Annotated in this window: 23 protein-coding genes; 6 read left to right on the top strand and 17 right to left on the bottom strand. The window is 54.8% G+C overall.

The window, feature by feature from the left end; all coding sequences use genetic code 11:
- The first annotated feature begins 29 nt into the window (after positions 1–29).
- The 3 genes from QP400_RS05740 (at position 30) to QP400_RS05730 (ending at position 1,856) form a co-directional block, all read left to right on the top strand.
- A complete protein-coding gene (locus tag QP400_RS05740; RefSeq protein WP_004805271.1) occupies positions 30–461 on the top strand; it encodes an FHA domain-containing protein in 432 nt (143 codons plus the stop codon).
- Positions 458–1,183 (top strand): transcriptional regulator FtsR, encoded by a 726-nt coding sequence (gene ftsR, locus QP400_RS05735; protein ID WP_004805269.1) that lies wholly within the window; start codon positions 458–460, stop codon positions 1,181–1,183. Before QP400_RS05740 ends, ftsR begins: the two co-directional genes overlap by 4 nt.
- A gap of 130 nt (positions 1,184–1,313) precedes the next feature.
- Entirely contained in the window at positions 1,314–1,856 is a 543-nt protein-coding gene (locus QP400_RS05730) for a MerR family transcriptional regulator (protein WP_004805268.1), read from the top strand.
- A gap of 62 nt (positions 1,857–1,918) precedes the next feature.
- Here QP400_RS05730 and QP400_RS05725 read toward each other — a convergent pair whose 3' ends face one another.
- Entirely contained in the window at positions 1,919–3,835 is a 1,917-nt protein-coding gene (locus QP400_RS05725) for a solute carrier family 23 protein (RefSeq protein ID WP_004805265.1), read from the bottom strand.
- 101 nt (positions 3,836–3,936) lie between these two features.
- A complete protein-coding gene (locus QP400_RS05720; RefSeq protein WP_285462571.1) occupies positions 3,937–5,148 on the bottom strand; it encodes an MFS transporter in 1,212 nt (403 codons plus the stop codon).
- Positions 5,149–5,216: 68 nt separating this feature from the next.
- On the opposite strand from QP400_RS05720, the gene tsaA reads away from it, so the two are divergent.
- On the top strand, positions 5,217–5,924 hold the full coding sequence (tsaA, locus tag QP400_RS05715) for a tRNA (N6-threonylcarbamoyladenosine(37)-N6)-methyltransferase TrmO (RefSeq protein WP_285462569.1): 708 nt from the start codon (positions 5,217–5,219) through the stop codon (positions 5,922–5,924).
- A gap of 116 nt (positions 5,925–6,040) precedes the next feature.
- On the top strand, positions 6,041–6,406 hold the full coding sequence (locus tag QP400_RS05710; RefSeq protein ID WP_004805258.1) for an RNA polymerase-binding protein RbpA: 366 nt from the start codon (positions 6,041–6,043) through the stop codon (positions 6,404–6,406).
- A 43-nt stretch (positions 6,407–6,449) separates the two neighbouring features.
- Here QP400_RS05710 and QP400_RS05705 read toward each other — a convergent pair whose 3' ends face one another.
- Genes QP400_RS05705 through QP400_RS05680 form a run of 6 tightly spaced genes read right to left on the bottom strand, consistent with a single transcriptional unit; the run spans position 6,450 to position 13,484 of the window.
- A complete protein-coding gene (locus tag QP400_RS05705; protein WP_004805257.1) occupies positions 6,450–7,145 on the bottom strand; it encodes a polyprenol monophosphomannose synthase in 696 nt (231 codons plus the stop codon).
- A complete protein-coding gene (gene lnt / locus QP400_RS05700) occupies positions 7,138–8,673 on the bottom strand; it encodes an apolipoprotein N-acyltransferase (protein ID WP_081499145.1) in 1,536 nt (511 codons plus the stop codon). The genes QP400_RS05705 and lnt overlap by 8 nt, the downstream gene beginning before the upstream one ends.
- Entirely contained in the window at positions 8,658–11,348 is a 2,691-nt protein-coding gene (locus QP400_RS05695) for a DEAD/DEAH box helicase (protein WP_004805254.1), read from the bottom strand. The genes lnt and QP400_RS05695 overlap by 16 nt, the downstream gene beginning before the upstream one ends.
- Positions 11,349–11,352: 4 nt before the next feature.
- Positions 11,353–11,658 (bottom strand): hypothetical protein, encoded by a 306-nt coding sequence (locus tag QP400_RS05690; protein WP_004805252.1) that lies wholly within the window; start codon positions 11,656–11,658, stop codon positions 11,353–11,355.
- Between the two features lie 10 nt (positions 11,659–11,668).
- Positions 11,669–12,598: a helix-turn-helix transcriptional regulator gene (locus tag QP400_RS05685; protein WP_040314671.1), complete on the bottom strand. Its 930-nt coding sequence runs from the start codon at positions 12,596–12,598 to the stop codon at positions 11,669–11,671.
- Positions 12,588–13,484, bottom strand: coding sequence for a helix-turn-helix transcriptional regulator (locus tag QP400_RS05680; RefSeq protein ID WP_004805248.1), 897 nt, complete (start codon positions 13,482–13,484; stop codon positions 12,588–12,590). Before QP400_RS05680 ends, QP400_RS05685 begins: the two co-directional genes overlap by 11 nt.
- 30 nt (positions 13,485–13,514) lie before the next feature.
- On the opposite strand from QP400_RS05680, the gene QP400_RS05675 reads away from it, so the two are divergent.
- Positions 13,515–14,615: a DUF3866 family protein gene (locus tag QP400_RS05675; RefSeq protein WP_004805245.1), complete on the top strand. Its 1,101-nt coding sequence runs from the start codon at positions 13,515–13,517 to the stop codon at positions 14,613–14,615.
- 3 nt (positions 14,616–14,618) lie between these two features.
- On the opposite strand, the gene rpe is transcribed toward QP400_RS05675, so the two are convergent.
- The 9 genes from rpe to mihF all read right to left on the bottom strand — a co-directional run bounded on the left by rpe (position 14,619) and on the right by mihF (position 23,306).
- Positions 14,619–15,278, bottom strand: a complete 660-nt coding sequence (rpe, locus tag QP400_RS05670; protein ID WP_048707317.1) for a ribulose-phosphate 3-epimerase — start codon at positions 15,276–15,278, stop codon at positions 14,619–14,621.
- 9 nt (positions 15,279–15,287) lie between these two features.
- The gene (locus QP400_RS05665; RefSeq protein WP_004805240.1) at positions 15,288–16,676 is read right to left on the bottom strand and encodes an RsmB/NOP family class I SAM-dependent RNA methyltransferase; all 1,389 of its coding nucleotides are present in this window, start codon (positions 16,674–16,676) and stop codon (positions 15,288–15,290) included.
- Positions 16,673–17,593, bottom strand: coding sequence for a methionyl-tRNA formyltransferase (gene fmt, locus QP400_RS05660; RefSeq protein ID WP_004805238.1), 921 nt, complete (start codon positions 17,591–17,593; stop codon positions 16,673–16,675). The genes QP400_RS05665 and fmt overlap by 4 nt, the downstream gene beginning before the upstream one ends.
- Before the next feature lie 4 nt (positions 17,594–17,597).
- Positions 17,598–19,592, bottom strand: a complete 1,995-nt coding sequence (locus QP400_RS05655; RefSeq protein ID WP_004805237.1) for a primosomal protein N' family DNA-binding protein — start codon at positions 19,590–19,592, stop codon at positions 17,598–17,600.
- A 35-nt stretch (positions 19,593–19,627) separates the two neighbouring features.
- Entirely contained in the window at positions 19,628–20,812 is a 1,185-nt protein-coding gene (metK, locus tag QP400_RS05650) for a methionine adenosyltransferase (protein ID WP_004805234.1), read from the bottom strand.
- Positions 20,813–20,841: 29 nt separating this feature from the next.
- Positions 20,842–22,038, bottom strand: a complete 1,197-nt coding sequence (gene coaBC, locus QP400_RS05645; protein WP_004805233.1) for a bifunctional phosphopantothenoylcysteine decarboxylase/phosphopantothenate--cysteine ligase CoaBC — start codon at positions 22,036–22,038, stop codon at positions 20,842–20,844.
- 3 nt (positions 22,039–22,041) lie between these two features.
- Positions 22,042–22,311 carry a DNA-directed RNA polymerase subunit omega gene (gene rpoZ, locus QP400_RS05640; protein WP_004805231.1) on the bottom strand — a complete coding sequence of 90 codons (270 nt, stop codon included), beginning with the start codon at positions 22,309–22,311 and terminating at the stop codon, positions 22,042–22,044.
- A gap of 28 nt (positions 22,312–22,339) precedes the next feature.
- The gene (gene gmk, locus QP400_RS05635; protein WP_004805229.1) at positions 22,340–22,894 is read right to left on the bottom strand and encodes a guanylate kinase; all 555 of its coding nucleotides are present in this window, start codon (positions 22,892–22,894) and stop codon (positions 22,340–22,342) included.
- Between the two features lie 100 nt (positions 22,895–22,994).
- Positions 22,995–23,306 (bottom strand): integration host factor, actinobacterial type, encoded by a 312-nt coding sequence (gene mihF / locus QP400_RS05630; RefSeq protein ID WP_004805226.1) that lies wholly within the window; start codon positions 23,304–23,306, stop codon positions 22,995–22,997.
- Positions 23,307–23,318 lie beyond the last annotated feature (12 nt).

The raw sequence follows: 23,318 nt of genomic DNA, 5'->3' as shown, positions 1-23,318 counted from the left end.
AGATATTGGTACTTAGAAAGCAGGACATGATGGATTTACCATTTGGCGACGAGGATCCTCAGTCAACTGCCATTTTCGGCTCTAAACCTGCCGAAGAGGCTATTGAACGAGTCCCTCTATCGGCTGCCGCGCAGGCCGCAGTTGATGCGCTTCCTGAAGGTTCTGCATTGCTAGTAGTACATAAAGGACCCAACTCTGGGGCTCGCTTCCTATTGGACCACAATGACACTACTGCAGGTAGATCCACTAAATCCGATATTTTCCTAGATGACGTCACCGTCTCGCGTAAACATGCCATCTTCACCCACCAGGATGGAGCATGGACCGTTCGCGATGCCGGTTCTCTGAATGGCACCTATGTCAATCGGGAACGCACCGACAGTGCGGTGCTAAGCGCCGGTGACGAAGTGCAGATTGGAAAATACCGCATGACCTTCCATCCGTCTGGTGTTACTAAGTGAGTGCTGCCCCGCTAACAAAGCCTAATCAAATAGAACCTTGGCCTAGGGGAGTAGACAGGAAGGTCTGCTTCTCTATAGGCCAGGTTGTTGCTAGGCTCAAGAAAGAATTCCCCTCGCTGTCCGTATCCAAGGTGCGTTTTTTGGAGGACCAGGGAATTGTTTCCCCCACCCGCTCCGGCTCTGGGTATCGGAAATATTCCGAGGCAGACATTGCTCGTATCCGTTACTGCCTTACTGAACAGCGCGATCGGTACAAGCCAATCCGCGTAATTGTCACGCAACTGGAGAAGCTTGATCAGGGCTATGACATTGCTCCTGCCCCGGTGGCGAGGGTAGTTGCCGATGGGGGCGAAGTCATCGCACCTACAAGGGCCGATGGCACGCTTACCGTTGCCGAACTCGCTTCACTAACCGGCGCTACTCCTGAATCACTAGAGGCGATGGTCTCTGCTGGACTTATCTCTTTAGAACTATCTGGTCGCTTTGACAAGTCCGCCTTGCAAACTGTCAAGGCCGTGAAAGTACTTAACGAAGCAGGTATCTCCACGCGTAATTTGCGTTCTGTCCGCGTAGCAGTGGAGCGAGCCGTGGAACTGATAGAGCATGTCGTTACCTCCAGTGGTGCCGAACGCACCGAGCAGGCCAGCGAATTAGCTACTCACATGAGCGATTTGATGTCTGAACTGGTAAAACGTAGCGCTAATAGCTCCGGGGCCCTATAAGACCAATCTGCCTTAAAGGTAACTTTCAAGTTAAGGTTCAGACTTTGCGCGCGTTTCGTTGACCACCCGGTTTTGGCCAACTAATCTAGAGCTTGTTATCCCCGAACTTCGCAAAAGGAGCTTACAGGCCATGGTCGCATTCCCCGAACGCCGGCAACCGCTGCTCTTCAACGACGGCCTTCCAGAACTTGACCCCAATGCCGGTTACCGTGGTCCCACGGCCTGCAAGGCAGCTGGAATTACCTATCGCCAATTAGATTACTGGGCACGGACTCAACTAGTCGAGCCTTCCGTTCGGGGAGCCAAGGGATCTGGCTCACAGCGACTGTACTCTTTCCGAGACATTTTGGTGTTGAAAGTAGTAAAGCGGCTGCTCGACACCGGTGTCTCTTTACAGCAGATCCGCCAGGCAATCGCTGCACTAAAGGAATGGGGAGTCGAAGACCTAGCCCAGATAACGCTCATGTCGGACGGCGCATCTGTGTACGTTTGCACTTCTGCTAATGAGGTTATCGATCTTGTCCAGGGTGGACAGGGAGTATTCGGCATCGCAGTGGGACGTGTTTGGCGCGAGGTCGAAGGTACTTTGTCTGAGCTTCCTTCCGATGCAGCGCAGGGGGCTGACGTAGTAGACGAGCTGGCGCTACGCAGAGCACAAAAGCACGCCGGCTAATCATAAACTGAATATAAATGGATCCCGCAGGCTAATTCCTGCGGGATCCATTTATATTGCTTTTAGTCCTCTTCTACCTGGGTGAACTTTCGATCCCAAGCGGAGCGAATAGGATTGGCGTTTGCCATCAGTATGTCGAAACGATCATTGGCCACTTCGACAATCTGGCTTAGGGCCACCCGGTGCTCCTGTTCGGGGGAGTTCTCCAACCGGCGGACGCCCTCGGAAATAATTGAATCTACCGTATCCGCAGTTCCAAGGCAGGCAACGAAAGGCATGTGGAAACGCTGTTGGTATTCCTGACTGACAGATTCGAGCTTTGCCTTCTTAGTATCATCCAACCGTTCGAGGCCGAGTGAGCCACGGTCACGAGCAATAATTGCAGCCTCTTCCGGAGAAGCCAAGATCAGCTGAGCCATGTCCGGGTAGTCGTGAATCAGATCTTCCCGCAGTTCTTCTGCACTCGTGAGTACGGCAGTTTGAATGGCCGCACGCAGTTCAACGGCATTCTTGAAAGGGCGAGACTGCCAGGCTTCCTCGAGCGGCCAAGTCTTGTTGTTGAACAGGGATCGCAAAGTCGCAACAAAGTCGTCCTTGCTCATCTGGTTGATTTCTTCAATAGAAACCCCTCGTCCTTGCGCGTCCTCGGCCACAGTAGTGCTCTTCTGCTTGCCTACGTGGAAGAACAGCAGGTTGAGTACAATCGCTGCAATAGCGCCGATAGTCATACCGGAAGAGAGGAAGATCTGCGCCCATGCGGGGAAAGCATTCGCAATATCTGGCTTGAATGAGACAAGCATAGCCAGCCCAAGGGCAGTGGTGACTATGACTGCATTGCGGTTATCCGAAAGATCAGTCTTCGCAATTGTTTGCAGACCGACATAGGCGACGTTGGCAAACAGCGCGAGCGAGGCTCCTCCCAGGACGGGCGAGGGGATCGAAGCTACAACTGCACCCGCCTTGGGAATAAGCCCAAGCAGAATCATGAAACCCGCAGCTGCCGCAGCAACCCATCGCGACTTGACTCGAGTAATACGAACCAGCCCAACGTTCTGCGCGAAACAGGTATAGGGGAAAGAGTTCATAACGCCGCCGAGCAGCGTAGACAGTCCATCAGCTCGCAGGGCGCGGGTGATGTGAATCTTCCGGATTCGCTTGTTGACGATCTCGCCTGTGGCAAACACGTCACCGGTAGTCTCGACCATGGTAATGATCATGACGATGATCAAAGAAATGATCGCCGACAGATTGAATTGCGGTATTCCGAAGTAGAAGGGGGTAGTGATTCCGAACAGATTGGCACCAGCGACCTTATCCAGATTTGCATCTCCGAGTATGAGAGCTACTGCGGTGCCGCCGACAAGCCCAATAAGCACGGCGATGGTGCCTAGGAACCCATGGAGGAATCGCTGTACCAAGACAATAACTGCGAGCGTCCCGAAGGCATATGCCAGATCGCGGATCTTCGGCGTGCCTTCGGCATAGTTCGTGAAGTCGTTCGCCGATACTGCAAGTAGGGAAGTACCCATCACCAAAAGTACTGAACCAGTTACTACCGGCGGGAAGTACTTCAGCAGCTTCGCAAATAGGGGAGCAGCGAAGAAGGTGAACAGGCCCGAGACGATAATGGCTCCATAGATTGCTGGTAGTGAAGCAACTCCGCCTTTACCTGAGGTCACGCCCAAGCCGACTGCGATGATTGGCGCCACGGCAGTGGTAGTGACGCCCTGAATTATAGGAAGGCGGACACCAACCCATTTACCTATGCCAACAGACTGAATAATGGTAGCCAACCCGCAGGTAAGCAGGTCCGCGTTAATCAGGTGAATAGTTGTGGCAGTGTCCAGTTTTAGTGACTGGGCAATTAGAAGGGGAACAATTACGGCGCCGGCATAGAACGCTAATACGTGCTGTAAGCCGAGCATTACCAGTTTGCCTGGCGCAGGAACTTGATTGACGGGGTGTTTTACGGTTGCCATTGGGGCTCCTAACGTTCTTACCCCAAGTTTGGCTAACAGCTTATAAGTTTCCCAAATATTTTTGCTGTGATTTTATTCCTACGTCCGTATAGAGTGGACTACTACAGTACTCGCAGCGCGTTATTCCGGGTCTTCCGCAGGTATGGTGCGGTTATTAGTGCCAGCACGACCATGATCCACCCTGCAGACGCCACGGTCATTAGACCACCGTGGGCCCCAGCAGATTGGATTGCCTGGCCACCGATAGCTGAACCGATGGAAGCACCGACGTTCGAAGCGGTAACCATCCAGGCCATTGACTCCGTCAGTCTTGATCCAGGCACTGCCTGCGAGACCATGGTCATGACGTTGGTAGCGGTAGGTGAGAAGGCAGAACCGGTTATAAAAACAGTCACCATAAACCAGAAGAGCCCGGGCACAAAGGGGAGGACCGAACAGCCCACCCCTAGGAAGATGACCCCAAATAGGTAAAGCCTCAGAATAGATGGCTTCCAGCTGCGGGCGCCGTAAACCAAGCCTGCAATGAGCGAGCCAACCGACATAGCGGCAAGAATTACCCCCGAACCGGACGGCCATCCATTCTCGTTTGCAAAGGAAACGCACGAGACATCCAGCGCCCCGAAAATTGCCCCCATGGCAATGTAGACAATCATCAGCATCAGCAGAGTGCGGTTCTTCAGCAGTGGCTTCGATGGAGTAGTGGGGGCAGGCTTTCGGCCTGATGGAATTGGTTCAGTAGACCGCTGCGGGAAGAGCAGAAAAGCACCGATCACAGAGACAATCGCGGTGCCATAGATGCCAGCCGTTCCGTGAATCTCGGTAGCCATAAATGTCGCTAGGACCGGGCCAACGATGAAGATTACCTCGTCTAGAGTAGCCTCCAATGCAAACGCGCTTTGCAGCTTTCCCGGTTCCTTCAGTACGTAAGCCCAGCGGGCACGCACGAGCGCACCAATGGAGCCGGAAAAACCGGCACCCATAATAGTAAGTAGGTAAAGCAACGGCCTGGGGCCAGCATGGTGGGCAGTAAAAGCGAGCCCTCCGAAGGAAGCGGCCGAAATTAGAACGGACGGGAACATGATCTTCGCCTGCCCGTAAATGTCCACAAGCCTGGATAGCTGGGGGACCATAATTGCGAAGCTCACGGCAGCGACAGCAGAAAGTCGCCCGGCAAATGCGTAGTCTTTGTACATGGCGGTAATCATCATGATGACCGCCAGGTTGGTCATTGCCATGGGGAAGCGCGCCAACGCGCCCGCCATGGAAAAACGTGCAGCTCCCGGAATGGAGAATAATTGCTTATATATCGACATTTCTGCTTCGCTAAGAAAATCCCTTTTCCTCTGAATCATAGCCTCTAATCTAAGGACCAAGCTAATTTATGAGCGCCATTGCGCCAACTTATAGAAAGACAGGTTTTTCATTGCGTCCAATTGCGTATGCACGAACGGAATTTCCCCAAAAATTCGGCATTCCTAGACAAGCGGGCAGGGTTGGCCAGCTACGCGCGCGGATCGTATTTGAGCCAGAATTTGCCTCCGAGCAAGCGGTGCGAGGGATCGCTGGGTTTTCTCATCTTTGGCTTATTTGGCAGTTCTCTGAAGTGCCTGAGCGCGACGGATTTGCGCCCATGGTTCGCCCTCCGCGATTGGAAGGTAACGAACGCATAGGCGTGTTCGCTACCAGGTCGCCATTTCGCCCAAATCGCCTTGGGCTTTCCTCTGTAAGGCTTGAAGCCGTAAAGGCTGGCGAACTAGTGGTGGCCGGTGCGGATTTGCTGGACGGAACGCCCATCTTTGATGTGAAGCCTTATGTGCGCGAGGATGTGCACGAAGATGCTCGATTCGGGTTTACACAAAAGGCGAAAGCTACGTACGAGGTAATTATTGATCCGCAGATAACTGCAAGTCTGCCTAGCGCCTACGTGGACAAATTGACTGCAGTGCTCGCCGAAGACCCACGGCCTGCTTATCATAGCGATCCAGAGCGCATCTACGGTTTTACGTTCGGAGGCTATGAGATCAAGTTCCGAGTGGACGGGGTGGTGCGGGTTCTAAGCGTTACCCGTATATTAAGGAAGCACAGTTAACCCTAAAAGTACATAATGTACATTATCGGCATTTACCTATAGCGGCACTTGCGAGCTGGTTCGCCTCTCTTATGTAAGCCCTGTACAATTACATAGATTGATAGAAAGGACGATGCATGGCTGATCGCGCACTCCGTGGTACTTCCATTGGTTCAAAATCTCTTGAGACTGAAGATGGGGTTGTTTTCGCCGACCGCATTGAGGCGACCTACGTAGTTCCTCTTACCGGTGAAACTTTTACTGTCCCGTTTTCGTCTGAGGCCGAACCGCCGGCTGTGTGGGAATCTAAGACTGGCCAGCAGGCGCTTCTTCAGGGCGCATCCAAGCCAAAGGACGAAAAGCCGTCAAAGCCGCAGCGTACCCACTGGGACATGCTGCTTGAACGTCGCAGCCTTGAAGAGCTACAGGTTCTGCTAGACGAGCAATTGAAGATGTTGCACGAAGGAAGACTACGTGAAGGCGTCCACTACAGGCGACGCTAGTAAAACTTACATAATTAATGGAGGGCTTACCGCCCTCCATTAATTATTTTGCAAAGGCCCACCTGGTTACCTGCACAAGAGATTCCCAAAATATTCTGGAAGACATCTTCGAGTAACCACTGCGACGTTGCGGGAAGACAATCGGCACCTCAGCAACGCGCAAATTGGCTTTGTGTACGGCTCTAGTAAGCTCAGTCTGAAAGACATACCCGCTAGTTTGTGGTTTGAGCAGCGCGAATGCCTCGGCAGAATAAACTCTGAGGCCAGCTGTGGCATCAGCAACGGGCAGCGAAAGCATCGCCCTGATATACAGATTTCCGGCTCTTGATAGCAGTTCACGCCATTTTGGCCACCCCACTACCCTGCCACCGCGGATCCATCGCGAACCAATAACGAGTGCGGGCAGATCAGCCTGATGCGCCCGAGCAATAATTCGCTCAAGATCTTGTACACGGTGAGAACCATCGGCATCCATCTGCGCTATCAAGTCGTAATCGCGTTCAATAGCCCAGTCGAAACCAGCCCGGTAAGCGGGTGCTAGTCCCTCTTTCGTATGCCGCGAAAGCAGAAATATGCGCTCGAACGTATTGGCAAAAGCTTTCGCAATTCTTCCTGTGCCATCCGGAGAGTCATCGTCTACCACCAGCACGTCAAGAGGCAGCTTCGAAAGCTGCTCCAACAGAATGGGCAGATTCTCGGCCTCATTGTACGTAGGGACGATAACTACTTCCTTAGGCACGATTTCTCCTACTTTTTCGCGTATACACGACTGCTGCACTGATAACCCAAAGGCTAGCTGCCAGAACCATTGCTGCCAGCTGTACCCTGCCCCCGATCTTTGCGGCAGGAGTAATGTCGCTGTGAAGCGGCAACTTCGCAATCAAGGTATCCGCCGTAAAAAGCTGCGACTGCTGGGCAACGGTACCGTCTGGCAATATCAGCGCGGACACACCGTTTGTTGACACTTGGGCGGTAGCACGATGGTATTCCAAAGCCCGAAACCGGGACATTTGCAACTGTTGGGTAGATTCTGCAGAAAATCCAAATGAGGAGTTATTAGTAGGGACAGCCAGAAGTGTTCCTCCCGCGTTTATCCCCTGGCGAACTATCTGGTCGATCGCCACCTCAAAGCAAATAGCTTCGGCTAGTCTCACCGGCTTTAGTCCTTTTACATCCAGGATCGCTGGTCCCGCTCCCGGCGCCATATCAGTTTGGATGCGATCCACATCCGAGAACCAATTGCGCAGTATATTCCGAAACGGAATATATTCGCCAAAAGGAACGGGTCTCTGCTTGGTGTAGGGGGCACTGAAGGAACCATCGGGATAAGCCACATAGTGGTCGTTATAGCGCAGGCCATTCTGGTAACGGATAGCCCCAACAACGATAGGTACGCCAACGCTCCGGACTGCCTCCCCCACCATCTGTCCTGTAGTCCGATTTAACCGGGGATCCCGATCTGCCGCCTGCTCGCCCCACAGCACTAGGTCTACCGGCTCGGCAAGAGCCTTGGTCTGGGCCAGATGAGCGCCTGTAACTTTGCCTTCCTCGGCGTAGGTAGCTTCGACTGGTCGAGCAATATTGCCCTGCACAGCGCCGACTGTGAGTGTTCCCTCTGGCGAAGCCGAGGGCATGGGCACAGCAGCAGGAAAAATAATCAGGCCAATGCAAACTAGTACGGTGCCGAGACGGGCAAGAAGGGACAGTCCAGTAGAGATGGCTGTGAACGCGAGGGCGCCTATCGCGAAGGTCAGAGCACTCACCGCTACTTCCCCGCCGTACGGGGCTAGATTCGCTAGCGGAGAATCTACTTGTCCGAATGCTGCGTATCCCCATGGGAATCCGCCCCAGGGCATGTGCCCTCTAAGTTGTTCGAAGCCGGCCCAGGTGATTGCTCCAACTATCGTCTTCGATATATCTGCCTTCAACCACCGAGTAAGCCAGCAGTTACCGATTGCCCATACCGCAACGAAAACTGATTCAATCGTGGCAAGGGCGACCCAAGGGCCTATCCACCCTACCGATTTAGAAATCCACTCAATGTGAGGCAAGAAAAAAGCTAAAGACCAGGCTAAACCGGATAGTCCAGCAACAGTGGCTCCATGTTCACGAGTACACCAATACAGCGCCCCCAGTGCGAGCGGCATCAGGAACCAAGCTCCGGTAGGAGGGAATGCCAAATACATCCCAATACCGCCGCCAACTGCTAATACAAGTGCTTTGGCGTAGGTCAAGAAGCCTCGTCTTGGCTTTAATACTCGGTCCATGCCACTACCCCACGGCGAATTAGATCGGCTGCTGACTGTGCCTTGCGAGCAATGGCCGGATCGGCTACGAGACGGAGCTGGCCTAAAACATCAAGCAGGATTTTTGCCCATCGGACGAAGTCGCCAGCCGGCATCTTGTCAGTGCTATCGAGAGTAGTAGTTAGAGATGCTCCGTTTGCCCATGCTGCAATGGCTCCGGCTAGTCCGGCCGAAGACCATTCCGAGGGCGGCAAAGAATTCGCTTGTTCAGCTCGTTCGATCCGGGCCTGTTGGGCCTCAATCTTCGCCAGAGCACCGCGCAGCTGCCCGGGCAGATGGGTAAGAGGAGTAACTGCTTCAGTCCGGGTTTCATATATACAGGCACTGACGGCACCGGCCAGATTCGCAGCGCTCAGACCAGCAAATACGTCGTTTTTTAGACACTGAGCAAGCAGCAAATCGTGCTCGGAGTAGATTCCTGCCAGAACTCTGCCCTGCTCGGTTACTTCAGACTCGGAAAGGTAACCGAACTCTCTGAGAACAGCACATACTCCTGCGAAACGATCGGTTAGTGCGCCCGTTTGTTCATTCACCTTGGACAGCAGACGTTCGTATTCAGTCTTGGCGCGCACCCAGGCTCGAGACTTGGAATAGTGCTCCTCGCGCCTTGGACAACTGTTGCAAGGATGATTCTGGATCTTGCGCTTTAGCCGATCAAAATTCTGTAGCTCGGGCTCCGCCTCCCTGCGAGCCTTAAACTTGCCTGCTCGCCCATCGTGGCGAAGGCGCGAGGCTAGTTCTTTCCGGTCTCGTGGCTTACGACCTGTCAGCGAAGGGGGAATCTTCATGTGGCCGACTCTAGCTATTCCCGAAGGAACATCGTCGGCGCTAATATGCCTGATTTTGGCGTCGTCAGTAAGAGCTACCAAAGTAGGTACGCCATGATGTTTAGCACCACTTAGAATTAGCGCCGCCCGAAAGCGTTTGCCAATCTTCAACTGTGCTACGTCTCCGCGATCAAGCTCAAGAATGACCTGCCTAGTTCTAGCATGGCGAGCCCGGTTCAAAGCTTTAGCAGCAGATTTTTGCGCCCTCGACAGTTCCTGCCTAGCCAAAGCATATTCCTTGAAGTCACCCCTAGAGCAGTGCAGGTCGCCCTCGGCGGCATCCATCTGTTCTTTCCAGCTACGTGCCTTGAGCGCATTTTTTCTGGCTTTTAGATCGGACTGGAACTGGGCAAAGGATCTTTCCATAGTCGCCTTCGCGGCCTCTAGATCCATATGTTCAAGTAGTCCGACCGCCATCGAGTACGTAGGGCGGAAAGCGGAAATTAGCGGATACGTACGTTTAGAAGCCAAAGAGGCAACAATCGCAGGCTCTGCTCCGATCTGATAGGGAACTACCGCATGCCCTACAACGTCAATTCCGCGTCTTCCTGCCCGCCCGGTCAACTGCGTGTATTGCCCGGGAGTAAGCATTACATGGTCCGAGCCATTCCACTTTCTCAATTGGGTTATTACCACCGACCGTGCTGGCATGTTGATACCGAGCGCAAGGGTTTCGGTAGCAAACACGGCTCCGAGTAGGCCCTCCGAGAAGGCGAGTTCGACCGCCTCCTTCAGAGCTGGCAACAAGCCAGTATGATGCGCAGCATAGCCACTGAGTAATGCTCTGGCCCACTTGTCCAGTCCAACCACCGCATGATCCTCTGCAGGGATACGGTCCTCGACGTCCTCTACAATTTGCGCCAGCCGTCTACGCTGGTCGGGAGTAGTTATAGAGATCTTAGCCCGCAAACAATACGAGACGGCCCTATCGCAACCTGCTCTAGAGAAGATGAAAAAGATCGCTGGAAGTAGATCATGTTTCGCCAGCGTCAACATATTATCTTCCGGGAACACCCTCGGCCTACGCTCCAAAGAACGCGCAACCGCATCTGTCAAAGCAGAATTAGGACGGTTCGAGCCACGCCTGTATAAGTCGTAGAGTCGATCGCCGACCAGCATATGTTGCTTCAGCGGAATTGGTCGCTGCTCCGAAACTACTACAGCGCAGTCGCCTCTTGCCTCTTCTAGCCACTTCCCAAATTCTTCAGCGTTAGAGACGGTGGCAGAAATAGAGATGATCTGCACCTCTTCAGGCGTGTGCAGGATTACCTCTTCCCAGACAGGACCGCGGAAGCGATCAGCCAGGTAGTGTACTTCGTCAAGCACTACTACCCCGAGACCTGTCAGCGCGCGATGCCTCTGGTAAAGCATATTGCGCAGTACTTCGGTGGTCATTACTACCACGTCAGCATCGCCGTTTACTACCGTGTCTCCGGTGAGGAGGCCTACCCGATCTCGTCCCCACTTCCTACAAAAGTCGGCGAATTTCTGGTTAGACAATGCCTTGATTGGGGTTGTGTAGAAGGCCCTCTTGCCTAATGAGAGCGCACGTTCAATGCCGAATTCGCCAACAATAGTCTTGCCCGCCCCGGTAGGAGCAGCAACAAGTACTGGCCTACCAGCTTCGACTGCCTCGCAGGCGGATACCTGGAAATCGTCCAGCTCAAAGTTGAGCCCGCCCTCGAATCGACCCAACAGCGTCGACTTCCTTTCCTGCCGCTTCTTAAAGGCAAGGTACCTTTCCGCAGCAGAGGGCTCTGGTGGCAGAGTCTGCTCGGTTCGTTTTCGTCTACGCCTGTGCTTTGTCATATCCCTAATCCGTCAGGCCAATGCTATGCCATCTGTGCAGAGCCTGCTCGCTGCGGCGCGCTCTTGCCTCGCGCCTCTTCAGGCGAATCTGCATCCGGGCAACCTGACAGTCACGGATCTGGGTGCTAGTTGCGACTGCGCCAGGTGCGCAGTGACGTGGAGGGCGGGATGGCTCCGGCATCGGCACGAGCGCTTCAAATAAAGACGGAACAACAGCCAGCAACTGCCGGAACTTGCCCCACAGCCTGAGCGTAAGCAAAATTGGCACGATGATGGCAGCCAGTACCAGCAAGATCCATACAATAACCATAAATTCTGCCCTATCTGTATAAAGCTAGTGCTTTTCTTGCGCGATCGGTAGCCGCCTGCGCAAATAGCTTCTGATCTACCTCGCGGATGCCGCTGCCAAGTCGTAGCAAGAGTCGGGTAAACCACTCGACGTCCCGCACCACCAAAGATAGCTCAATTGCTCCGTCTTCATGACGGGCAAGCACCCTGGATGGGACCGTATCGCACAGCCATCCCAGCTCGCGATCTATCACCATCGTGACTTCAAGCAATGGAGGCCTCTCGACTCGCTCAGACCGATCCGTCGCGATTGGCTCGTCCAGTATTTCTAGGTCGAGTATTCGATCTAGCCGGAAACTCCGGGGTGCGTTGGCCAGTTGACACCAACCGTCAAGCTTCCACTGCCCGTAAGAGTGCTCCAATTGCCAAGGTTCTACCGTTCTTTCGGTTACTTTGTCAGCACGGTCTACATACCGCAGATGCACGTTGTTGCCCTGGTTTAGAGCCTGCTGCACCATTCCGCCTAATTGGCCAATCCTAGGGGGCGTGCGGGAAGTTGATACCTCGGCCTTTCCAAGACCAGCAGCAGAGATTTTCGCTGCAGCTCTGCGGGCGATTTCAGCAAATTCCGGTATCGGAGTTTCAGCTAGTACTGTCAGCCCCGCAAGAATCGTTGCCGCTTCAGTGGCACTAAGCGCAAGGGCACGGGTAATTCCTTGGTCGTCGTCAACATTTACTTCGTCATCCGGGTCGGAGGGAATGTCCACGACTATCGATTCCCAGTACGCTCTGGAGCCGCGGCCAACTCCTACCAGAGTAGTAAGTGTTCTGCGCATTCCTCGCACGTCAGTGTCAAATGCCTTAGCAAGCTCACGCAAGGTAGTGCCCGGGTGTGCCTGCAGATAGGCCAAAATGGATACAAAGCGCACAATGTGCTTCGAACTGGAAATACTAGGCATCATCCACCATCTTCTTAAAATGGGCAATTACCTCTTGTCGTAGCCGATTGGGAGCTAGCACCACAACGTTGGGGCCGCACTCAACCAGATCCCCCAGCCAAGCTAGGAAATCGTCCTCTTCAAGTAAGTAGTTCTGCCACCCCTCCGGGGTTCGCTCGTCAGCAGGCCGGCGCGTACCTCGCATCCGTAAAGCATGCTCACTACCGGGAGCAATAGCAACCAGTGGGGCTATCTCGAAAGCATCCACTACCGCGTCAGAAGCAGGATGCGAGATGACCGCTCCCGGCGTCGGTTCTCCAATAACCCGAGACACTCGAAACGTACGCACGCGATCACGATCGTGGTCATAGCCGAGTAGGTACCAAGCGCCATCCTTCGCACGCAACCGCCACGGATCGACGTGCCGTACTTCAGTTTCACCGCTCCCCTTGCGGTATTTGAAGCTAACCGAGCGGCCCGCTACCAGCGCCTCCATAAAGCCTGTAAGAGATTCAGTACCTGAAACATGCCACTGCGGCACGTCAATTGGAGCGGCATCGGGCACCTTCGATTCAACCTGAGAGACGTTCCAGCCGGCATCATCCGACCACATGCGGATGGCGGCCAGCACTACCGCTGCCTCCAGCGAATCCAATTTCAAATCCGAACTCGCTAAATCCACCGAATAGTAGGTCTCGTTTGTAAAAACCTCGTCCTGGCGGATTTTAAGTGCAATCCCCGCATCCACCAAGGTCTTCTTGTCACGTTCAAAAGTGCGCTCATCTGCTGGGGTATACCCCGCAACCGACTCCAAAAGTGCTGCCTTGGTTATTCCTTTAGTAGGCGCATTGACTAAGGTAACGAGCAAATTCGCTACCCGTTCAGTACCCTTCACTCTGAAATCTGTCACGTACTTACACTACCGCCTAAAATGAGCTTTATGATCTATCGAGATGGCGTGGTTGTAAACATCGTTCGTACATGGGAAGGCGCGGGCATCTTTGAAGTGGAAGTAGACTCCGCGCCTACAAATGCAACCCTGATAGGAAAAGGGCAGCGGTTACACGCACTCGCCTATGACCGCATTGTAGGGCCGGTAAAGGTAGGCGACCGTCTGCGTCTGGAATGCTCCGCCCTCGCCAAACGTCTAGGCACCGGTGGGCAGGCAAGTGTTGTCACCAACCTCTCCGCTCTTCCATCAGACTATTTGCCTAACGGCCACATGGTAAAGGCACGGTACATGCCTACCCAGGTGATGGTTTCGGCAGCCGACGAACAAGGGTCGCCAACGCATGACAAGCTCACTCGCATTGAGAATGTTCCAGTAGTGGCGGCAGACCTCCACTCACAGCTGCCCGCCATTATCTCCGGAGCGCGGGCAGCGAAGGCGGACGCAAGAATTGCGTACGTGATGACAGACGGGGCCGCCCTCCCGCTTCCTTTGTCCATGCAAGTAGCGGAGCTTGTGCGCGCAAATTGGTTATGTGGGACAGTCACCGCTGGACAGGCTTGGGGCGGCACCTACGAAGCCGTTTCTATTCCTTCAGCGCTACAGGTGGCAGCCGCTGCCCTATCTGCAGACCTGATAGTTGTCTCGCAAGGGCCGGGAAATTTGGGGGGCGACACCGAGTTCGGTTTTTCCGGAGTAGACGTAGCCTGGACCTTGACTGCGGCTGCTGTGCTGGGGGCCCGCCCGATTGCCGCGCTGCGCATCTCCGGAGCGGACAAGCGCAACCGCCATCTGGGGCTTTCTCACCATACCCACACTGTCTTAGCCGACCTTACGCAGGTGGGGGTAGACCTTCCGCTCCCCTCTTTCGCCACTCTAGACAACATGCCAGAAGGATTCGATGCCCTGGTAGCCAAGCAAGTTGCTCAGGCCTGTGCTGGCCGCCACCACATTCGCGAGGTCGACGCCAGCGGTGCCTACGAGCTCTTACAGGACTCGCCCGTTAGGCTCCGCACGATGGGCCGCAGCTTGGAAGAGGACGCAGCGATATTTGTTAGCGGTTGGGCCGCAGGCAACTACGCATTGAGCTAAAGCTCAGTGGCAGTGCCCCTCGGCCAGTGAGCGCAACGCGGAAATCTCCTTGTCAGCGTCCTCAGCACCGAACACAGCAGAACCAGCAACAAATACGTCAGCACCTGCATCGGCAGCCTGCTCAATGGTCTTCCGGGATACCCCGCCATCGACCTGGATTGATACTTGCACACCCGCAGCCGAAATAGCCTTGCGGGCCCGGCGAATTTTTGGCAGCACCTCGCTTATGAACGACTGCCCCCCAAAGCCGGGTTCCACCGTCATACACAGGATCATGTCAAAGTAGCCCAACACGTCCTGGAACTGCTCGAACGGAGTGGCAGGATTTAGCGCAAGCCCCACCTTTGCCCCTAGCTTGTGGATCTCTTTTGCCAGTCGAAGAGGCGCTGCCGCAGCCTCCGCATGGAAGGTTACCGACGCACACCCGACCTCGGCATATTGCGGCGCCCACACGTCAGGATTTTCGATCATCAGGTGGGCATCAACGGGCAAAATACCTGTTTTTACTACCGATTCCACCACCGGCAATCCCCATGTCAGATTTGGGACGAAATGGTTGTCCATCACGTCAACGTGGGCATAATCAGCATTCTTGATCTTCGCCAGCTCGCCGCGTAGGTCGGCTATATCGCAATTGAGAATTGAGGGAGAAATCGTAGTCATGTATCTAGGCTAACCTTTCTTCCGCAAAAGTGCGGCGAACATGGCATCGGTTTCATCTCTGTCAGGCCATAGCTGCAGCATTGGTCCGTTACCTAGTTCTACTCCCGAAATATCCTTTGCGACCTGGGCAGCATCAATTATTTCAATGTCGCTGCGGTCCGCTAGCACCTCTGCAATGACCAGTCGGGTTTCCCACACGTGGGGGCTGCAGGTGGCGTAACAAAGTACCCCGCCGCCGCGGAGCATTTCAAGGCCCTTACGCAGCAGTTTCCTCTGCAGCCCGGTCAACTTCGCTAGATCGGAGTTAGATTTGCGGTAGCGGGCTTCTGGCCGTCGGCGCAGCGAGCCGAGACCGGTGCAGGGGGCATCTAACAAGATCCTGTCGAAGCCCTCGCCTTCCAAGTCGAGGGCGTCTGCCACCTGCACCTGGACGTTATTGAGAGATTGAACGTTCTGCCGAACCAACTCTGCCCGGTGTGGGGTAATCTCGTTTGCCAGCAGACGTGCGCCTCGCTGTGCCGCCAACGCGCCTAGCAAACCCGCCTTTCCCCCAGGGCCAGCGCACATATCCAACCAGCGGTCGTCTGTCCCTCCGAGGGGAGCCTCGGCAAGTAAGCCAGCTACTAGTTGCGACCCCGCATCCTGCACTGCCGCGTATCCCCTCTGGATAGGTTCAAGCAGCGCGGGATCACCGTGCTGCAGAATTACTGCCCACGGTGAGATATCCGAGAAGGCAACATTGGTATTAAGCTCGTCCTCGGCAATATCGGCCAGCCTTTCCCGATCGATCAGTCCAGGACGGGCGCACAGAGTAACATACGGAGATTCATTATCCGCATACAAGATGTCTGCTAGCGCATCTGCCCTGCCTGCAGCTTTAGCCGCTTCCGCTATGGCACCCACAATCCACTCCGGGTGGGATGAACAGATCGCTAAAGCCTGCTGCTCACTTTTGCCCTGCGTTATGCGATTATCCCATTCTTCATTGTCGCGCTCGCTGACTCGGCGAAGCGCAGCATTTACCAACTTGGCTGGCCCATCAGAGGTGTGTACCCGCGCCTGGTCTACTGTTTCGGCGACTGCAGCATGTGCGGGCACACGCATATAAAGGAGCTGATAGGCACCGATGCGCAAAAGAGCCCGAACCGGTAAACCTAGCTTCGAAACCAGCCTGGAGCTAGCACTTGAAATAATCGCGTCCAGACGAGCCATCTCGCGCAACGTGCCGTAGGTAATCTCTGTTGCAAATGCAGCATCGCGCCCCTTTACCCGCTTGCGGCTCAAGACCTTCGGCAATAGCAAATTGGCATAGGCATCGCGCTCATCTACAGCACACAAGACCTCAAAAGCAGCCTCACGAGCTGGATCCAGCCTCTTAGCTTTAGCTCTATAGCTCATTTCTCCTCCATCTTTGAGGAAGCATCAAGGTGTGCTCCTCTAGCCCAAGCCGCCCCACTCATCCAAGATTTACCAGCTGGCGCAACCTGCCCAATTTCGAGCGCCTCGGTGCCGGTGCCTACGAAAAGCTGCTTTTTTGTCGCCTGGATTGCCCCCGCCGGCAAGGTCTTAGCTGTGATAGTTGGACTGGCAATTTTCATACGAGTCCCCTGATGGGTCGACCATGCCCCTGGAGTAAAGGCACGGATCTTCGCGCTTACCTCTTCAGCCGGGCGCTGCCAGTCAACTTGCTGAGCTGCCTTATTGAACATCTTCGCATAAGAGGACGTTCCTTCTTGTGGCAGAGGGGCCTCATTTCCATCGGCAATCTTAGCGAGTACGTGCCCAATCATCTGGGCTGCTTTCACATTCAAGGCTTCAAACAGTTGCGGGGTATCAGTAGAGGGGGAAATGGGGACTTCTTGCTTGTCCCAGATTGGGCCGGTGTCCAGGCCCTCTTCAATTTGGAAAATGCTTACGCCCGTTTCGCGCTCCCCCGCTTCGATAGCACGTTCCACCGGCGCTGCCCCGCGCCACTTGGGCAGCAGCGAATAATGCACGTTTATCCAGCCTTTGGGGAGCTGTGCTAGTGCTGGCGGCGGAATAATTTGCCCATACGCAACAACCACTGCCAGATCCGCATGCAATGAATCCAGCAATTGATGAGCAGCCTCATCTTTCAATGTTGCCGGTTTATACACGGGGATAGATAGTTCTTCCGCCCTCTTCGCTATTTGAGAGGGACGAAGTTTCTTCGACCGTCCTCTAGGCGCATCCGGGCGGGTGAGCACACCTACGATTTCGTGATCTTCTAGGGCGGCAACTGCCTCTAGCAATGGCAGCGCAGTATCAGGAGTTCCAGCAAAAATTAAACGCACTAAGCTAGTGTACCGACCATAGATCTGCCGGCGAGACTTGGACGCGCACTTTCTGCTTTCGAGCAGCACTACGACTGGCCTGAACGCCATTTAACGCGGTCATCAATTGCATATGTTCGCCGAGATGACTGCGTAGCAATGCACGTACCCCATTGCTTGTAGGAAGCGGCCCAAGCACCTCGTACTTTAGCTGGAGGGGAGATTCCTTCAGCTGTGCGAGCAGCTCTTCAACTGCCTCCTGACCGCCATCAACAGCAACCATCCAGTTCACGGGCGGTAAGTCCAAAGTTTTTCGCTCTTCATATTCTCTGCGGGCCCATCCGGGCCCATCCCAGCGAATAAACGCTCCGGCCAGTGCTCTATCTACAGCTCCCAGAAGAAGAGTCCTCCCCTCTGGACGCACTAACGCGGCCGCATTAAACCAGCGTCTAAGAGCCTCAGTGGGAGCCCACAGTTCTGGCCGCCCCGCCGTGGCTGCCCCATCCAGTAATACAGCCGCAAAGTAGCCCCTTTCGGCAACTGGCTCAGCACCCGGCGTCGCAACAACAAGGCGAGGCTGGGCATCTATCTCTTCTACAACCGCCCTAGCCGCCCCAGAAACAGTAACTGTAACTCCGGGAAATGCTCTGCCAAGTTCTTCGCCAACGCGACGAGCCCCAACTTTTCGAGAACGGATTCGCGCCGATCCACACTCGGGACAGTGATAGTTAGGATTCGTCTTACCGCACCAGTTACAGGACAACATTCCGGCACCAGAAAGCGAAAGCGGCCCAGAGCACTCCTGGCACCTTGCAAGTGAACCGCAATCGACGCAAGCCGTGACCGGAACGTAGCCCTCCCGAGGTGCCTGAATCAGCACTGGCCCATGCTCGAGTCCACGAGCAAGCAATTTATGTGCTGGAGGCGGAATGCGCATGTGACCGCTTGGGCCATAAGCCTCCAGTTCCTGGTCCGTTGGCGCCTCGTTGATACAGGTGTGCGACCGCAGCACTTCCCTAAGAGGAGTTACGGAAGCACACCAGCCAGACTCTAGTAGCATGTGTGCCTCGACAGAGCGAGCATATCCCCCAAGAACTAGACCGCATTGGGCAAGTGCGGCACGTTCGACGGCAATTGTGCGTGCATGCAGATAGGGACTGCGTCTGCCCTCCAAGCTATCGGACGCCTCATCCCAAATTGCTATTAGTCCAAGATCCGAAAGTGGAGCCCAGATTGCGCTTCTGGTCCCCACAACAACCTTTGTGCCTCCACTTAGGCAGACCAGGTGAGCCCTATAGCGTTGTGCATCGGAGAGCCCGGAGCCCATTCTTAGATGATCAATTCCGGCCTGCTCCAGCATTGTGGAGAAGTACTTTACCTGAGAGGCTGTAGGAAGTATCACCAGGGCAGTTCGCTTCGAGGCAAGCGTCGAGGCAACGAGCGCTATGTATTGACCAACCCAGCCCTGTTCGCCCGACGGGGGCATCCCCATTACCAATGCTCTAGGAGACTGCCCAGCTTGCAGACGAGAACACAGCGCCTTGCCACTATCGGTACCGGCAAAAACGTCGCTACGAATCTGCAGATCGGGAAAGTCCGCTTCGTTAGGCACAAAGCTACCTTCAGTACGCGCATGTCGCTTAGGAATAGCCTCAGCTAGGATCCCGGCAATGGAACCGCAGTATTTGCGGCTCAGCCGTACCGCTAACTCGTAAATACTGTCTGTCAGTAGTGGTTGAGTTGAAACTACCGAGCGAATACGTGCCAGCCTGCCTGGATGCTCTGTGGTGCTACCACGAGATATTACCCAGCCATTGTGCCGGCTCCCCGCCATATTGACGCGGACCAGGCCACCGACCTTCGCATTGCGTGTCTTCGCATCCAGCACATAATCCAGAGGACGGTTGAGGTGCGGCACCGATAGATCCACTAAAACTGACACCACAGGATTTTCTACCCCGGGCACTGTTACAGTGCGCGGGGTAGGGTCCGGCAGTGCCAGAAGCGCATCTTGGATCATGTCTTAATTAAAGCTTCTGCCACAGACAGATGAAACTATAGGGCAGCCTTCAGTTCCTCGATCTTATTCGTCTTCTCCCAGCTGAACTCACTACGCCCGAAGTGGCCGTAGGAGGAGGTGGCCTTGAATACAGGTTCTTTCAACGACAGAGCATCGATAATGGCCGCCGGCCGCAGATCGAATACGGTAGACACTGCCTTCTGCAGTGCCTCTTCCGGAACTGTAGCAGTACCGAAAGTATCTACCCACAAACCTACCGGACGAGCTTTTCCGATTGCGTAAGCAACCTGAATTTCACAGCGCGAGGCAAGCTTTGCCGCAACAACATTCTTTGCCACCCACCGGAGTGCATATGCGGCGGAGCGGTCTACTTTGGAAGCGTCCTTGCCAGAGAAGGCGCCTCCCCCGTGCCGTGCGTACCCCCCGTAGGTGTCAACGATAATCTTTCTGCCAGTCAGGCCTGCATCGCCCATGGGGCCGCCTACCGTGAATAGGCCGGCGGGATTCACAAAGACGGAATCCGAATCGGGCATAGACCATCCCAGCTCAGCCAACGTCGGCTCAATAACTGTCTCGACAATTGCAGGACGCAACTTGGCAAGGGCGAGATCCGGCGAATGCTGGCTGGAAACCACTACAGTATCCAGCCCTACAGGGGTGTCGCCCTCATAAGCAACAGTGACCTGGGTCTTCCCGTCCGGACGAAGCCCCTCGACGATGTTCTCTTTGCGAACCTGAGCCAGTCGCTTGGCCAGCTTATGGGCTAGCCAAATCGGTGCCGGCATCAAATCAGGTGTCTCGTCGCACGCATACCCAAACATGAGGCCCTGGTCACCAGCGCCCTGCACGTCGTACGCGTCGTAATCGCCACTCAGGTCGTCTCGAACTTCCCACGACTTCTCTACACCCGCCTGAATATCCGGGCTTTGCTGATCAATTGAGGTCAGCACCCCGCAAGAGTTGCCATCGAAACCAACCTCGGAAGAGGTGTAACCAATGGAAGAAACTTCTCCGCGCACAATCTGCGGAATCTCGACGTAGGCGTCAGTGGTAATCTCGCCTGCTACGTGAACCTGGCCAGTAGTTGCCAAGGTTTCGACAGCCAGATGCGCATTGGGATCCTGTTCTAAGACAGCGTCCAAAATCGCGTCAGAAATCCGGTCACATACCTTATCGGGGTGGCCTTCGGTAACAGATTCAGAAGTAAACAGACGGTTCATAGATCTTCTCTCCCAACTTGCGGGACTTTCTAGCACTTAGAAGCTAGAGTACTAATTTCCTCAACAACGGCGCGGGCAACAACATCTTTTGGACCCTGTGCACTGCCAAGCTGTTGACCTTTGGCATCGACGAGCGTAATAGTCGTGTCAACGTCGCCAAATCCGGCGGTATCTCCGACCTGATTGATAACAAGCAGATCAGCCCCCTTGCGGCGGGCCTTCTCTTTTCCTAGCTGTGCCACCTCTGTAGGAGTACCAGTCTCTGCAGCAAAGCCAACCACCAGCTGGCCAGGTCGCCTATTCTGCGCCAATTCAGCCAAAATATCTGGATTCTTAGTCAGTTCCAGCACCATGGTGTCAGCTGGCGTCTTCTTGATTTTCCCGGCGGATACTGTCTTCGGAGTAAAATCAGCGACCGCGGCGCACTGCACTAGAATGTCACACTCAGCCTGTGCCGCGAGCATTGCCTCCTCGAGCTCGGCTGTGCTAGCGACAGACACGACTCGCGTGCCAGCGGGGACTATCGCGTCTTCGACGTTTGCTCCGACAAAGGTTACTTCAGCGCCGGCGGCAGCAAGCTCACTAGCAATAGAAGCGCCCATGCGCCCGGAGGATCGATTTCCAATCCACCGCACAGGATCGAGCGGCTCGCGAGTCCCACCAGCAGACACGGCAGCCTTATATCCTCGCAGCGACTGCTTCCGCAGCGCCGCTTTGAGGTGGAACAAGATTGTGGCTTCATCCGGCAAACGTCCTCGGCCCGAGTCGCCGGAGGATAGATCTCCTTGCGCGGGAGTAACGACGCGAACGCCACGTGTCCGCAATGTATCCACGTTAGTCTGCGTGGCAGGGTGCTCCCACATCTGCGTGTGCATAGCAGGAACCACTACCAGCGGACACGTTAGTGCTAGCAAAGTGGTGCTCAGTAGATCGTCCGCTATACCGCAAGCCATCTTTGCGAGTACGTTGGCTGTTGCAGGCACGACCAGGGCAACATCTGCCTTCCTGGCAGCCTCAATATGGTCAACGTGCTGAGCATCTTCAAAAACGCCCGTCCGCACAGGCTCTCCGGTAAGAGCTTCCCAGGTGGCCTTTCCCACCATCTGCAAAGCATCAGCAGTAGGAATAACACGGACATGCCAGCCGGCCTTGATAAGAGCTCTTACAACACCGACTGCCTTATAGGCCGCGATCCCTCCGGTTACTCCTACAAGCGCATTTGCCATGGACTATTCCTTGTCGGTTCCCTGCTCCATAGACAGCAAGCCCTCATTGATCTCGCGGAGCGCGGTACCGAGCGGCTTGTCCTCAGGAGAAACCTCAACTAGAGGCCCGGGGGTAGAGATCATCCCGTCCGCTACCTGCTGGTTGTAAGTGTTGATCTGACGGGCACGCTTTGCTGCGTACACAACCAATGCATACTTGGAATCTACCCTCTCGAGCAGATCGTCGATTGGAGGATTCGTAATTCCTTCGGGATGTGCGACAATTCCGGACATTTGATTCCTTTCCTTCAACTGCCCTATTTTATGCCAGGCCCATAACGGAGGCCAGCTTAGAAACTGCGGTATTTACCTCATCATTTACGATTTGAACGTCGAATTCGTCAGCAGCTGCAAGCTCCACTTTTGCGGTCTGCAGTCTTCTAGTCTGCTCTAATTCATCTTCAGTTCCTCGTCCGCGCAATCGCGACACAAGCTCCTCCCACGAAGGTGGAAGCAGGAAGACTAACTGAGCATCGGGGCGCTTCTGCCGAATCTGCCGAGCACCGGCCAAGTCGATCTCGACTAGCACCGCCCTACCCTCAGACAAGGCGTTATCTACCGGTTCGGCTGGAGTTCCGTAGCAGTGCGCCCCGTGCACCTGCGCCCATTCAAGCATCTTCCCATCGCGCACTAACTGGTCAAAGCGATGTTGATTGACAAAATAGTAGTCCTTGCCGTCCTCTTCACCAGGACGAGGATTGCGAGTAGTAGCTGAGATAGAAACATAAAGGTTTGGGTAAAGCTCCCTCAACCTTGCCACTACTGTCCCTTTACCCACCGCCGTGGGACCTGCAAGTACCGTAAGTTTCGCGCTCATAGATACAATCATGCCTTACTTGGGCGCCGCTCCCAAATAGTCGCTTAAATCCGTAAGGGGGCACAGACCAAGTCTGCGCCCCCCTTACGAAAGTACTGAGCTAGCCGAAGCGGCGAATCAGCTCCTGAGCCTGGTGAACTCCCAGACCGCGAATACGTCGCGACTGAGCGATCCCAATCTCCTCCATAATGTTCTGGGCGGTGGTCGAGCCTACGCGGGGCAGAGACTCCAGAAGGGTAACAACCTTCATCTTGCCGAGTGCTTCATCCTCTTTGGCATCCTTGAGCACCTTCGACAAGGTGGTCTGATGCTTCTTCAGAGCTACCTTAACTTCAGCGCGGACGCGACGAGCTTCAGCAGCCTTTTCCAGAGCAGCAGCACGCTGTTCGGCTGTTAGTGGAGGCAGAGCCATAAAAACCTCTCT

The organism is Winkia sp. UMB3158, from assembly GCF_030217145.1.
GTDB lineage: Bacteria > Actinomycetota > Actinomycetes > Actinomycetales > Actinomycetaceae > Winkia > Winkia anitrata.
This window is presented reverse-complemented; position numbering and strand designations above follow the sequence as displayed.

Excerpts from the sequence above, each read along its gene's own strand:
- QP400_RS05740 (WP_004805271.1), top strand. The coding sequence starts at position 30 with ATGGATTTACCATTTGGCGACGAGGATCCTCAGTCAACTGCCATTTTC.
- QP400_RS05730 (WP_004805268.1), top strand. The coding sequence starts at position 1,314 with ATGGTCGCATTCCCCGAACGCCGGCAACCGCTGCTCTTCAACGACGGC.
- QP400_RS05725 (WP_004805265.1), bottom strand. The coding sequence starts at position 3,835 with ATGGCAACCGTAAAACACCCCGTCAATCAAGTTCCTGCGCCAGGCAAA.
- QP400_RS05720 (WP_285462571.1), bottom strand. The coding sequence starts at position 5,148 with ATGTCGATATATAAGCAATTATTCTCCATTCCGGGAGCTGCACGTTTT.
- tsaA (WP_285462569.1), top strand. The coding sequence starts at position 5,217 with ATGAGCGCCATTGCGCCAACTTATAGAAAGACAGGTTTTTCATTGCGT.
- QP400_RS05710 (WP_004805258.1), top strand. The coding sequence starts at position 6,041 with ATGGCTGATCGCGCACTCCGTGGTACTTCCATTGGTTCAAAATCTCTT.
- lnt (WP_081499145.1), bottom strand. The coding sequence starts at position 8,673 with ATGGACCGAGTATTAAAGCCAAGACGAGGCTTCTTGACCTACGCCAAA.
- QP400_RS05695 (WP_004805254.1), bottom strand. The coding sequence starts at position 11,348 with ATGACAAAGCACAGGCGTAGACGAAAACGAACCGAGCAGACTCTGCCA.
- QP400_RS05690 (WP_004805252.1), bottom strand. The coding sequence starts at position 11,658 with ATGGTTATTGTATGGATCTTGCTGGTACTGGCTGCCATCATCGTGCCA.
- QP400_RS05685 (WP_040314671.1), bottom strand. The coding sequence starts at position 12,598 with ATGATGCCTAGTATTTCCAGTTCGAAGCACATTGTGCGCTTTGTATCC.
- QP400_RS05675 (WP_004805245.1), top strand. The coding sequence starts at position 13,515 with ATGATCTATCGAGATGGCGTGGTTGTAAACATCGTTCGTACATGGGAA.
- rpe (WP_048707317.1), bottom strand. The coding sequence starts at position 15,278 with ATGACTACGATTTCTCCCTCAATTCTCAATTGCGATATAGCCGACCTA.
- QP400_RS05665 (WP_004805240.1), bottom strand. The coding sequence starts at position 16,676 with ATGAGCTATAGAGCTAAAGCTAAGAGGCTGGATCCAGCTCGTGAGGCT.
- QP400_RS05655 (WP_004805237.1), bottom strand. The coding sequence starts at position 19,592 with ATGATCCAAGATGCGCTTCTGGCACTGCCGGACCCTACCCCGCGCACT.
- metK (WP_004805234.1), bottom strand. The coding sequence starts at position 20,812 with ATGAACCGTCTGTTTACTTCTGAATCTGTTACCGAAGGCCACCCCGAT.
- coaBC (WP_004805233.1), bottom strand. The coding sequence starts at position 22,038 with ATGGCAAATGCGCTTGTAGGAGTAACCGGAGGGATCGCGGCCTATAAG.
- rpoZ (WP_004805231.1), bottom strand. The coding sequence starts at position 22,311 with ATGTCCGGAATTGTCGCACATCCCGAAGGAATTACGAATCCTCCAATC.
- gmk (WP_004805229.1), bottom strand. The coding sequence starts at position 22,894 with ATGAGCGCGAAACTTACGGTACTTGCAGGTCCCACGGCGGTGGGTAAA.
- mihF (WP_004805226.1), bottom strand. The coding sequence starts at position 23,306 with ATGGCTCTGCCTCCACTAACAGCCGAACAGCGTGCTGCTGCTCTGGAA.